The 12834-nt window shown below is 37.7% G+C and carries 14 protein-coding genes and 1 CRISPR repeat array; all 14 genes read left to right on the top strand.

What is annotated here, in order from left to right:
• Positions 1–12: 12 nt before the first annotated feature.
• The 14 genes from CSH31_RS01690 (at position 13) to CSH31_RS01640 (ending at position 12789) form a co-directional block, all read left to right on the top strand.
• A complete protein-coding gene (locus tag CSH31_RS01690) occupies positions 13–468 on the top strand; it encodes a hypothetical protein (protein ID WP_128008612.1) in 456 nt (151 codons plus the stop codon).
• Positions 469–509: 41 nt separating this feature from the next.
• Positions 510–6457: direct repeats of the CRISPR family, unit length 36 nt; unit sequence ATTTTGGGGCAGTATAATCCTTATGTATCCTTAAAC.
• A gap of 529 nt (positions 6458–6986) precedes the next feature.
• Positions 6987–7526, top strand: coding sequence for a hypothetical protein (locus tag CSH31_RS01685; protein ID WP_128008611.1), 540 nt, complete (start codon positions 6987–6989; stop codon positions 7524–7526).
• A gap of 209 nt (positions 7527–7735) precedes the next feature.
• Entirely contained in the window at positions 7736–7894 is a 159-nt protein-coding gene (locus tag CSH31_RS04355; protein WP_161565526.1) for a hypothetical protein, read from the top strand.
• 293 nt (positions 7895–8187) lie between these two features.
• Positions 8188–8940: a type II CRISPR-associated endonuclease Cas1 gene (gene cas1 / locus CSH31_RS01680; protein WP_128008610.1), complete on the top strand. Its 753-nt coding sequence runs from the start codon at positions 8188–8190 to the stop codon at positions 8938–8940.
• A complete protein-coding gene (locus CSH31_RS04350) occupies positions 8919–9065 on the top strand; it encodes a hypothetical protein (RefSeq protein WP_161565655.1) in 147 nt (48 codons plus the stop codon). Before cas1 ends, CSH31_RS04350 begins: the two co-directional genes overlap by 22 nt.
• Positions 9056–9382: a CRISPR-associated endonuclease Cas2 gene (gene cas2 / locus CSH31_RS01675; RefSeq protein WP_127942746.1), complete on the top strand. Its 327-nt coding sequence runs from the start codon at positions 9056–9058 to the stop codon at positions 9380–9382. Before CSH31_RS04350 ends, cas2 begins: the two co-directional genes overlap by 10 nt.
• 43 nt (positions 9383–9425) lie before the next feature.
• Complete coding sequence (locus tag CSH31_RS01670; protein ID WP_128008609.1) at positions 9426–10073, top strand: hypothetical protein; 648 nt, start codon at positions 9426–9428, stop codon at positions 10071–10073.
• Between the two features lie 202 nt (positions 10074–10275).
• A complete protein-coding gene (locus CSH31_RS01665) occupies positions 10276–10560 on the top strand; it encodes a pyridoxal-phosphate dependent enzyme (RefSeq protein WP_128008608.1) in 285 nt (94 codons plus the stop codon).
• The gene (locus CSH31_RS04960; RefSeq protein WP_128008607.1) at positions 10542–11069 is read left to right on the top strand and encodes a pyridoxal-phosphate dependent enzyme; all 528 of its coding nucleotides are present in this window, start codon (positions 10542–10544) and stop codon (positions 11067–11069) included. The genes CSH31_RS01665 and CSH31_RS04960 overlap by 19 nt, the downstream gene beginning before the upstream one ends.
• Positions 11048–11281, top strand: a complete 234-nt coding sequence (locus CSH31_RS04955) for a hypothetical protein (RefSeq protein ID WP_345775172.1) — start codon at positions 11048–11050, stop codon at positions 11279–11281. The genes CSH31_RS04960 and CSH31_RS04955 overlap by 22 nt, the downstream gene beginning before the upstream one ends.
• A gap of 213 nt (positions 11282–11494) precedes the next feature.
• Positions 11495–11755, top strand: a complete 261-nt coding sequence (locus CSH31_RS01650) for a Rid family hydrolase (RefSeq protein WP_236630689.1) — start codon at positions 11495–11497, stop codon at positions 11753–11755.
• Positions 11703–11885, top strand: coding sequence for a Rid family hydrolase (locus CSH31_RS04610; RefSeq protein ID WP_345775171.1), 183 nt, complete (start codon positions 11703–11705; stop codon positions 11883–11885). Before CSH31_RS01650 ends, CSH31_RS04610 begins: the two co-directional genes overlap by 53 nt.
• A gap of 78 nt (positions 11886–11963) precedes the next feature.
• Positions 11964–12176 (top strand): hypothetical protein, encoded by a 213-nt coding sequence (locus CSH31_RS01645; RefSeq protein WP_128008605.1) that lies wholly within the window; start codon positions 11964–11966, stop codon positions 12174–12176.
• A gap of 262 nt (positions 12177–12438) precedes the next feature.
• The gene (locus CSH31_RS01640; RefSeq protein ID WP_128008604.1) at positions 12439–12789 is read left to right on the top strand and encodes a hypothetical protein; all 351 of its coding nucleotides are present in this window, start codon (positions 12439–12441) and stop codon (positions 12787–12789) included.
• Positions 12790–12834: the final 45 nt, after the last annotated feature.

The following is a 12834-nucleotide window of genomic DNA, read 5'->3' as shown; positions in this document are numbered from 1 at the left end:
GATGATATCGTTTTGCGCAAGAGCAGCGGAGAAACCGATTCTACTTCTTTTTACGAATCAATGAAGTGAACCGAAATTCATTTATATCGTGATGATGAAGGCAAATACCAGTTAGTGCCAATCAATGCGTTGGTCGCTAAATACAAAAACGACGGTTCTTATCAATTGAAAGAAGAATACTGAAAAAAAATCAAGGGAAGAGGCATAAATAGCGATACAGAGTATTTTGTCATACACAAAGGAGATATTATCGTTGACAAAGATGATAATATCTACAGAATATGTGGTTGTGTTCCCCGAGCTAATAAATTAGAACTTAAGAGATTGGATGGAAAGCCTAACCTGGATTCTAAAGGAAAAGAAATGCGAGATTTTTGAACCTTAAACACTAAACTTGTAAATTGCAAAATGGTGAATCTAGATTATCTAGGTAACGTCAAAAAATTAAACACATTTTCCGACCATTAAAACTCTTGGTGTAAAAAAATTAAAAAATTTTTAAATTTGACATTTTGGGGCAGTATAATCCTTATGTATCCTTAAACGGCTGTCGCCCAATATTGAAACTTTGAAATATTTTGGGGCAGTATAATCCTTATGTATCCTTAAACTTTTATCCTTTCTTTTTAATAATAAAGTCAATTTTGGGGCAGTATAATCCTTATGTATCCTTAAACACGCCCAAAACTTCTTATCAGGTCCCTCAGATTTTGGGGCAGTATAATCCTTATGTATCCTTAAACAGCCAAAGTACCAGCAATTATCGCTTTGCGATTTTGGGCAGTATAATCCTTATGTATCCTTAAACTAACTATTTGAGATACAGAAGACGCCAAATAATTTTGGGGCAGTATAATCCTTATGTATCCTTAAACCTATGGTCAGCCTGTGGCCGAGCCGTTTGAATTTTGGGGCAGTATAATCCTTATGTATCCTTAAACTATTAAGTATGACATTAAGTGGAGGAGTCAATTTTGGGGCAGTATAATCCTTATGTATCCTTAAACCCGAAATTAACAAACAATGATTGATTTGGATTTTGGGGCAGTATAATCCTTATGTATCCTTAAACTTTTACTAAATTAATCCCTTGCATAAACCCATTTTGGGCAGTATAATCCTTATGTATCCTTAAACAATTTTGTTTTTTAGTAGAGTAGCCGGCGAATTTTGGGGCAGTATAATCCTTATGTATCCTTAAACAAAAAGCAGTTAAGATAGACCCCGATATGATTTTGGGGCAGTATAATCCTTATGTATCCTTAAACTAGTTTTATTTCCGACGATGATAAGTCATAATTTTGGGCAGTATAATCCTTATGTATCCTTAAACCGCTTTTGAGATAGCCTGGGGAACGCTTCAATTTTGGGGCAGTATAATCCTTATGTATCCTTAAACTTGTCAGCGAGAATGGGTGCAACCACTAATATTTTGGGGCAGTATAATCCTTATGTATCCTTAAACTTGATGTCTCGTACTATACCAGTTGCTGTCATTTTGGGGCAGTATAATCCTTATGTATCCTTAAACAATATAAAAAAGGGGCAACCTAACGGTCAATTTTGGGGCAGTATAATCCTTATGTATCCTTAAACTTGATTAATACTCATTTTTTTTCCTTTCGTATTTTGGGGCAGTATAATCCTTATGTATCCTTAAACCATTTTTCATCAACTGAACGACTAGTTCGATTTTGGGCAGTATAATCCTTATGTATCCTTAAACTTATGAGAAGGGAAGTTGAAGAACACGCCAATTTTGGGGCAGTATAATCCTTATGTATCCTTAAACAATTTTGTTTTTTAGTAGAGTAGCCGGCGAATTTTGGGGCAGTATAATCCTTATGTATCCTTAAACTAACACAGTTAATGAATTAGACGTGGAACGATTTTGGGGCAGTATAATCCTTATGTATCCTTAAACTTTTCCATCTCGTAATACATATCCCCCTTTATTTTGGGGCAGTATAATCCTTATGTATCCTTAAACAATGCCAGTGGGGCATAGTCCCCAATGTAAATTTTGGGGCAGTATAATCCTTATGTATCCTTAAACCATCAGTCGTTGACCTTTCGCAACCCATCTATTTTGGGGCAGTATAATCCTTATGTATCCTTAAACGCTTAGCAGTGCCAAGACCGGATCAAGGTCATTTTGGGCAGTATAATCCTTATGTATCCTTAAACAGCGACAGCGGTAAAATAAACGCTGTTTAGATTTTGGGGCAGTATAATCCTTATGTATCCTTAAACAAGTTGCAGAACATATAAATAAGGAGTATGATTTTGGGGCAGTATAATCCTTATGTATCCTTAAACGCTTTTTTCATCAACTGAACGGCTAGTTCAATTTTGGGGCAGTATAATCCTTATGTATCCTTAAACTGGCGTTGTTCGGCACTTTCAAGTCTTCCTATTTTGGGGCAGTATAATCCTTATGTATCCTTAAACTGTGCCAAATCACGCCCCAATCAATCCCGGATTTTGGGGCAGTATAATCCTTATGTATCCTTAAACACTTTTTATCCCGGCAATCCGACTCCCCGAATTTTGGGGCAGTATAATCCTTATGTATCCTTAAACCACTTTTAAGGTAGCCTGGGCTGTGCTTTAATTTTGGGCAGTATAATCCTTATGTATCCTTAACTGTAGGGCTTAGAATTAGCCCATACGCAATTTTGGGGCAGTATAATCCTTATGTATCCTTAAACATAGAAGCAATGATCAACCGCAAGCGACAGATTTTGGGGCAGTATAATCCTTATGTATCCTTAAACTTTTAAAGTTGAAGTCTCAAAATAACCTATATTTTGGGCAGTATAATCCTTATGTATCCTTAAACAAATGATATAATTATCAAAGGTAAATACGGATTTTGGGGCAGTATAATCCTTATGTATCCTTAAACTGCTCGTCAGTTGGCTTAGCCTTAAATCCGATTTTGGGCAGTATAATCCTTATGTATCCTTAAACGCGGGTTAGCACTCACGGCGAAGGGATAGATTTTGGGGCAGTATAATCCTTATGTATCCTTAAACTTTTTTGCGGCGTCCCACACTTTAACTTGTATTTTGGGGCAGTATAATCCTTATGTATCCTTAAACTTGAATCAAATTTTCCATCAACTAACTCGGATTTTGGGGCAGTATAATCCTTATGTATCCTTAAACCGTTGAAACAAATCACAACTATTGGCGCTTATTTTGGGGCAGTATAATCCTTATGTATCCTTAAACTCCTAACCACTAATGATTGGTCCAAAGATGATTTTGGGGCAGTATAATCCTTATGTATCCTTAAACTTTACGTCGTGCGTGAATTTTACACGCGGGATTTTGGGGCAGTATAATCCTTATGTATCCTTAAACTTATGTGGAATACGGAGTTAAAAGTGGTGGATTTTGGGGCAGTATAATCCTTATGTATCCTTAAACTAGTGTCATAACATGCCCCAGTCTAAGGATATTTTGGGGCAGTATAATCCTTATGTATCCTTAAACAAAACAATTAATAAGACAATTGCTGCTAAGATTTTGGGGCAGTATAATCCTTATGTATCCTTAAACTGGCGTTGTTCGGCACTTTCAAGTCGTCCTATTTTGGGGCAGTATAATCCTTATGTATCCTTAAACAAGGTAAGCGGATTAGTTGAAAAGAAGTGGATTTTGGGCAGTATAATCCTTATGTATCCTTAAACTAAGGGTAAAATTTATCAATATAATCATGAATTTTGGGCAGTATAATCCTTATGTATCCTTAAACTTTTTAGCCATTTTGCTCCTTTTTTCTTTGATTTTGGGCAGTATAATCCTTATGTATCCTTAAACGGGTCGCCGCTAGCATCCATTGCGGCACCAATTTTGGGGCAGTATAATCCTTATGTATCCTTAAACAATGGTAATACGACCACTACCCGCTGGTCAATTTTGGGGCAGTATAATCCTTATGTATCCTTAAACACCAATCGACAAATAGTTTGGCGGCATTTTATTTTGGGGCAGTATAATCCTTATGTATCCTTAAACATTTTGGAGACTTGGCGCTTAGGTTGTCAAATTTTGGGGCAGTATAATCCTTATGTATCCTTAAACTCTTCAAAGTATGTGACCACAAGACGCCGAATTTTGGGGCAGTATAATCCTTATGTATCCTTAAACACAAATGAAACGGTTTCTTTTAAATCATCAATTTTGGGGCAGTATAATCCTTATGTATCCTTAAACGAAAAAAATTTTTGCGATTTTGAAAATTTTATTTTGGGGCAGTATAATCCTTATGTATCCTTAAACCGAATGACAACGAGTTTGGGAGAACTTGAATTTTGGGGCAGTATAATCCTTATGTATCCTTAAACTTTTTTGTTCCACACCCCAACTGTCAAATGATTTTGGGCAGTATAATCCTTATGTATCCTTAAACCTGACTATGAAATTAAAGAGTGGCGTCCCATTTTGGGGCAGTATAATCCTTATGTATCCTTAAACGCACGTGTGTAGAACTCGCGTACGACATATATTTTGGGGCAGTATAATCCTTATGTATCCTTAAACAAACAAATGGCAGACGCCGATCCCGCTCGTATTTTGGGGCAGTATAATCCTTATGTATCCTTAAACTTCATGGCATCGATGCATGCATTCTGCTATATTTTGGGGCAGTATAATCCTTATGTATCCTTAAACTTATGTACTCCAATTTCAGCATTGTTTCAAATTTTGGGCAGTATAATCCTTATGTATCCTTAAACCAATTAACATTTGAACGCCATTTAATGCTGATTTTGGGGCAGTATAATCCTTATGTATCCTTAAACGCATCGTGCGGTCATATACTTCATTTGCCTATTTTGGGCAGTATAATCCTTATGTATCCTTAAACTACGTAGAACTGCTGGCACGTTTGCGTAAGATTTTGGGCAGTATAATCCTTATGTATCCTTAAACAAATAGAAATATAGGCATCACCGCCAACCTATTTTGGGGCAGTATAATCCTTATGTATCCTTAAACAGTGGTGGCGGAGACACCTTGATACCGCAAATTTTGGGGCAGTATAATCCTTATGTATCCTTAAACCTTTGGTGATGTTTAAACATTATGACCATGATTTTGGGGCAGTATAATCCTTATGTATCCTTAAACACCGTTATAAAAAAGGTATTTACGTGTTGCATTTTGGGGCAGTATAATCCTTATGTATCCTTAAACGTAATGCCAAGCATGCCCCAATCTATACAATTTTGGGGCAGTATAATCCTTATGTATCCTTAAACCTAACATCATCGCATCTGTTTAAACGGGCGATTTTGGGGCAGTATAATCCTTATGTATCCTTAAACACCCCAAACAACAAAAAAGGAGTGTTGACAATTTTGGGCAGTATAATCCTTATGTATCCTTAAACAATTATGCCGCTCTTGACTGAGTTTCAGTAATTTTGGGGCAGTATAATCCTTATGTATCCTTAAACTAAAATCAGTGGCAGTTGGCGTTTTTCCTAATTTTGGGGCAGTATAATCCTTATGTATCCTTAAACTTTTATTTCGCTGACTGGAGACCATTTTTCATTTTGGGGCAGTATAATCCTTATGTATCCTTAAACCTTGAGGTTCCAATCAATTAAATTTTTTCATCATTTTGGGGCAGTATAATCCTTATGTATCCTTAAACCAAAGACTTCAATTTACCTCGCGGATTTTAATTTTGGGGCAGTATAATCCTTATGTATCCTTAAACCCAGAATCAAAATCAAATCAAGGCAACCGATTTTGGGGCAGTATAATCCTTATGTATCCTTAAACCTAACTATGTAAACTCCGAAATGGAACCAGATTTTGGGGCAGTATAATCCTTATGTATCCTTAAACCGCCAAGTCACCAAAGTTTTTTACTCGGCAATTTTGGGCAGTATAATCCTTATGTATCCTTAAACAAAAAGATCATTTATTAAATCTTTCTTCTAATTTTGGGGCAGTATAATCCTTATGTATCCTTAAACAGTCTCTCACTCATGCTAATTCTTCGCGAGATTTTGGGGCAGTATAATCCTTATGTATCCTTAAACTTGGCAACTGCTAAAACGCTACCCCACGGCATTTTGGGGCAGTATAATCCTTATGTATCCTTAAACCTCGCAGCATCGCGTCAAATAAAAAGTTGTATTTTGGGCAGTATAATCCTTATGTATCCTTAAACGATCCGTTAATTGAGCTTTTTTTCATTTTAATTTTGGGGCAGTATAATCCTTATGTATCCTTAAACTGGGTTATACTCAATCGTAACTTCGGGGGTATTTTGGGGCAGTATAATCCTTATGTATCCTTAAACGAAAAAGCCCTTTTGTTTTAGTAAGGATAATTTTGGGGCAGTATAATCCTTATGTATCCTTAAACAAAAGACTTCAATTTACCACGCGGATTTTAATTTTGGGGCAGTATAATCTTTAGGAAACAGTAGAGAAAGATCAAACCGCAAAATTCTCCACAAATAAAAAACACTCAGAGATTAGCGCTTTTATAGCGCGTAGTCCCGAGTGTTTTTTAGCTATATAGGAATCGTGTACGATTTCACTTTCACAGATAATCGCACACATTAGTTTTTGTTGACTACATTCTTATCTTAGAAAATGCTATTTTCAAGTTCAAATAAGACCTTTTAGATTTGGCAGATAAATAGTTCAAGAACTATGATTTCATGAACCTAACTACTTGTTCCAATTGGGATTTTTCTGATTAGATCTGTTGTCTCTATTGTCTTTATGATCTTTGCTGTTAGGATTGTGGACATTAGAACGTTGATCGTTAGAGCTTCTGTGTTTGCTTTCAATGATTTTCATTTTTACACCTCCTCTCCTATAATGTTAATACTATTGAACAAATTCTCAAAAGAGCAATTATATGATCTATCACCGTTGCTGTCACGGCCGCGGTCTCTTCCGCAATAGCAAATGCCACTCGCCACGCCATGGCTAGATCGGTTGAAAAAAAGTTGGTTGAACTCGGAATCTCAAGTGAAAAAGAGATTGACCAAGCTTTGTTAGAAGATTTAATTGACATTGAGGTTAGAAGAGTTGGGGCAAATTATTCTGTTTTCGTAGAAGAAAACATCTTCGGTAATTTTCGCACACGTTTTCACGCTAAAAATGAGCAAGAAGCGGTAACTGCTCTAGGGAAGAAGATGTTAGGTTTTGCCAACAAGCAAAAAGCTAAGCTTACAAAGGAAGCGCTAAACTTTTATCTACGCATATGGCACGAACTAATAATGAAGCACAGAATAAAAGACAAAATAAGAGAATTTCATTGACGTAATCTGCCTTATTTTGAGAAAAAGGCCACCGCTTTAGAAATCAAAAATGTTTCGCATCAAAATAAGATTAATAGAATCAATCGGAAAATTGCTAAATTGGAAAGCAAACCCAAAGTGAGACTAAGCAAAATAAATAATTGAGAGCAAGTCTTGATCATTACCAAAAACTTGAGGAGGAAAGCACACTCGCACTGACTGAATATAAAAATCATCTCTCGTTAGCAAAAAATTACTTGAATCAATTGTCAAGCATTGCCGAAAACCCGAATTTGTGATCTCCGGGTCAATCATTGCAATCAAGGATTACGAGAAAGCAATGGCCGGATTACAAACGTTAGTCGCAAAAATGCCTAGCCCTCCATCATTCTGGTCTTAATTAACCGCTACTGCGTATGATTAGATTAAAGAAATATTTGAAAAAGGAGGTGAGTATGGATAAAAACAACAAAAAGAGAATTTCTGCCAGCGTTAACAAAGAGCATCTTGAAAAGGCTTACAAACTCATGTCAGATAAATCACAAACCAAATTAAGGTGAGGAGAATTCATTGACTTGCTCGTCAAAGAATTTTTGGGTAAGCAGCCTACTTAAGAAATTGGAAAGTAAATAAAGTGATTTGTTTGCTTTGGCTATGATAGTTAAATTCAAAACCTTGCCGACTGTTCGCAAGGTTTTGTTTTTTTGTTCTGTCAGTTTTACAGCTAAAATCAGATCAAACACCAAAAAAAGAAATGTATTCTACCCATTTGTCAAAAAGTTTTGAACACGTTTTAAATAATTGCTTTGATTTTTCAAGTCCTGGGTAAATTATCCTAGCGCGCAAAACGACGGAATGTTTATAATTAGCAAGAAACCGAAAATGAAAAATAAACCAGAAAGATCTTATGGGTTGAAAAGTAGTTCAAGTTAACACTGACGACCATTTAAAACTTTACCTTAACAACATTTTAATTAAGCGTGAGTCCAAAAAGATTATCATCAACATCAACGACATTGATGTCCTTTTGCTTGATAACTATAAGTTAACCTTGAGTGTCCAGTTAATTAACGCGATTACCCAAGCTAACGGATTAATCATCACTTTCAACAGTCGACGAGAACCAGCCAGTTATGTTTTTTCTGTCAACGGCAACCACATGTCGCTGAAAGTTTTGGAAAATCAAATCGCTTGGACGAGCGTTTACAAAGGCAAACTATGGCAGGAAGTGATTCGTAACAAAATCAATAACCAGTACCATTTACTAACCGAATATAAACTTGAGTCAATTGATGACGAATTTTTCTTAAAAACAATCGAGCAAGTTAAACCTTATGACGTTACCAACCGGGAAGGTCACGCCGCCAAAGTTTACTGGGCGCTGTTATTTGGTCAAGATTTTACGCGTGACTACTATGCTAAGCAAAATCCAACCATTAACTCAATGCTTAATTACGGTTACGCAGTTTTGCGAGGTTTAGTAATTAAATCCATCGTTAAAAAAGGTTTAGATCCGAGAATTTCAATTTACCACAAGTCGTTTAGTAATTTTTACGCTTTGGCTTCGGATTTGATGGAACCTTTCAGGCCCATCATTGACCGCGTAGTTTACCAAAACCGTGACGCCCCATTTTTAGCGTGGAAATTCGTCAAAAATTAATTGAGTCATTAACCGACAAAATTACTTTGCTGGGAAAAAGTGAGTACATTAACAATGCGATTGATAAGTGCATGGACTTAGTAATTCGTGGAAAGGGTTGAACTTGGGTAGATACATGAAAATAATTCTCATGTACGACTTAAACATGGATTCGCCTGATCGTGTCAAAGAGTACACTAAGTTTCACAAATGAATCATTAAGCGGGGTTACGTGATGCTTCAATATTCGCTTTACTACAAAACCATTAACGCCATCACTAAGTACTCTTACGAAGAAAAAGCGCTCGCTAAATCAATCCCTAGCCACGGCAACGTCAGATGCATGCTCGTTAGCGACCGGCAGTTTTACGACATGAAAATTTTGCGCGGCGATCGCTATTTAAACGAGCTAGTTAACAACTCAGAAAGGTACGTGAGAATCGATGAAGATCTTTGGGAATAATTTAGAACTGGACGGGTTAAAGTTTTTGTATACAACGCGCAACTTGGAAATTTTGAAGCAAATCCAAGCTTCCAACCCCAGCGCGGTAATTTTGACTCCCTTTACCAAGTACTGCGATCTTTTCAACTTTAAGAAGGAAAATCCGCTTTACGAACTGATGAATCAAGAGCAACCTGATTACCGGGAAAAGCTACTTAACGAGCCGTTTGTAGTCAGTTTTATTCAAAAAGTTAACGCAAAGTTGGGCATTGAACTTTTTGATTACGACCTTGATTACGACAAGTTACTAAAAACGGTGATTAGTCTTTCGGACCAATACGTGGAGTCGGAACACATTCCCCACATTTTAGCGATGTTTGATCAGTTCATCGCTAAGCGGACCCAGGTGGTTATCGCCGGTTTTGAACCCGCCAAGACGATTTACACCAACTTAGATCTTCTTTACGTTTTAACTAGTTTGAAAGGGCAAGTCGTTCAGTATAACACCTTAGAATCGCTTTGAATCGACAACCAAAAACACAACAAAATTTTTGTCGTGGAAGACCAAGAAAAGTTAATTTCTTGGTTAGAGCTAGAAACTAAAACTGTGATTAGCCCCAAACAACTTAACGATTTCCTCAAGGGTGAACGAAATTACGACAGTTTTTTGTTAGAAAATTCTTTCCAAAAAATTTGTGAGATTGAAATTTAAATTTGCTATATAATAACGTTGTGAGTTAATTGTACAGTTGACTCGCAAGGATACATAAGGATATACATCCCTAAAACAAGGCTATACGCCGTAACCGATCTCCCTCTGGGGATCTTTTCTTTTGCGTCAATTTCAAAGACAATCAATTAGGTTTTTCATTTTAGTTAAACCGACTGTGTTAGAATGAGCCTATCATCCGATTATGCCCACGCCAGTAGATCTTTTACAGTCTCAAGTTGAAGAGACAGCCCAAAAATTAAGCCACCAAATTATTCCGACTCCGCTTGTTTATAACGCAACGCTTTCTAATTTAACCGGTCAAAACATTTACCTTAAAATGGAAAACTTTCAAGCCACCGGTAGTTTTAAGATACGTGGAGCGCTTAATAAGATCTTTAATTTGTCTGAGTCAGAAATTCAGCGGGGAATAATCGCTGCTAGCGCGGGCAACCACGCTCAAGGCGTAGCTTGTCAGCTCAAAAATTAGGCATTAAAGCGACGGTCGTGATGCCCGTTTTAACACCAATTAACAAAGTTAACGCCACTCGCAATTACGGAGCAAAAGTGGTTTTACACGGCGAATTTTTTGATGATGCTCTCGCTAAGGCGCAGGAAATTGCCGCTCAAGACCAACTCACACTAATCCATCCTTTTGACGATTTAAAAGTTATTCAAGGCCAAGCTACGATCGGTTTAGAAATTGCTCAGGAGTTATCACAAATTGACTACTGTCTGATACCCGTGGGTGGTGGCGGTCTTGCGAGCGGTATCGCATCTTACTTAAAACAAGTGAGTCCGCGCACAAAGATCGTGGGAGTTGAAGCTGAAAACGTGAATTCGCTAAACCAAGCACTTCAAGTCGGTAAGCCGTCAGTGTTAGACCTTTACCTTCGCTGGCCGAAGGCATCGCTGTCAAAACGCTCAGTTGAAAAACTTGGCAAATTATTGAATCTCACCTTGACCAGGCTGCTCAAGTGACCGAAGCCGAAATTTTAGCCGCGATGATTTTCATGGCCAAGCATTGCGGCGTGATCGTGGAAGGTTCGGCCGCGGTTTGCGTGGCAGCTTTGCTAACTCATAAAGTCAAGTTTTCTCGCCTAGGTCAAAACGTGGTTTTAATCATAAGCGTTCCAACGTGGAATTTTCTCACTTTGAAAATGAACCCAAAATCGATCTGAGCGATCAAAGTAGCATTAAAGCCGTTTTAAAGCGGTCGGACCTAAAAAATAGTTTGACTAATTTAATTGAAAAAGCCGGTCAAATTGAAGTTCAAATTATCAAGGTGTTTTACCACAATCACCTCATTACGTTGATAAAATTGGGGTGTCAGTTTTATTCAGTCCGACTCGTGCGGCCAAGTTTTTGACCACAGTTTTAGCCGCGCACGGTCAAATCGTGGACGAGTTCGAATAAGGAGTAACATGAAATTTATTAACACCGAAAAAGCGCCGGTTGCGCTCGGGCCTTATAGCCAAGCAATCCAAGTTGACAAACTGGTTTTTCTTTCCGGGCAACTGGGCATTGACCCACAAACCCACCGGTTTGGTTTAGGAGTTGAAGAGCAAACTTTGTGGGCGCTTGAAAACTTAGGGCATGTTTTATTTTCGGTTGGGTTAGACAAAACCGACGTTGTGAAATGCACAATTTTTGTCAAAAACATGGACGATTTTTGCCGCCATTAACCAAGTTTACGAGCGGTTTTTCGAGACTCACAAACCCGCGCGAGTTTGCGTGGAAGTGTCGCGCTTACCTAAGGACGGCTTAGTTGAGATTGATGCAATTGCTCGTATCGCGGTTAGTTTAGTAAGTTAAGCCTTTATTTTCGCGATTTTGTTCGTTTGATGTTCTTAACTGTGCAGTTGGCCATAATTGAAAACGATATTCAATTTTATGGATCCAACTGACACTTTGGCCCGGCTGAAACTAATTAGCCTCGATCGCCAGCACCCTTTTCAAAAATTGACTCAGTTTTTGGTTGACCACCAAAATCAACCTGGGCAGTTAGAAAGTCAAAAAATAACGGCGGAACTTAGCGTTTCTGAGTTAGCACTAACTGGTTTAGCTAACTTGCTAGGTTTGACCCTCTTACCCCGCCTTAGTTAGCGCGCTAACTAAAGCAAAATGTTTAGACCAGCACGTCAGTCACATTGCCGCCCGCGCTTACCAGCAAATTCTTTTTAACCTCTACCGCGCGTTTGACCTTGCAGAAACCCAAAGCAAGAATCTTGAGCAGTTAATTGAAATAATTCGTCAAGCAAACCAAATCGTTTTCCAAACTTTTGTCCACTACCATCCGTGCCAAGATTTTGCCCGCCAACTAACTAAGTTAGGTTTTAACACCAAGGTGATTCGTGAGATCGGCGAATTGAAATCATTAGCCCGGTTAGATGAAAAAACTCTCTGAATAATTTTTGATGAATCGATTAGCAAAGACCAGTTAAGCGAAAATTTAACGATTTTAAGAAGCAAAAAAGTTCAAGTAGTCGTCTTTACTCATCGCCACCCCGTTAGTTTTGAATTCAAGAAAGAGTTGGTTATTCAAAGCGCTTACCGCAAACCACGAACTTACCGAGCTTTACGTTTTGAGCATTGAAACGGGCTTTTTTGGTTAGAATATTTTTTCAAAAAATTGGTGCGATCATTTACGCTAATTGGGAACTGATCCGCGAACAACTTAAAATATAATGTAGGTCTATGAAGTTTTTTCAAAAATTAAAAGCTCGCCTTTTTAACCTTAAAACTAGCGATGATAAACCTTCGT

The sequence above is a fragment of the Mycoplasma sp. ATU-Cv-508 genome (assembly GCF_004011945.1).
Lineage (GTDB): Bacteria > Bacillota_I > Bacilli_A > Mycoplasmatales > Metamycoplasmataceae > RYZV01.
This window is presented reverse-complemented; position numbering and strand designations above follow the sequence as displayed.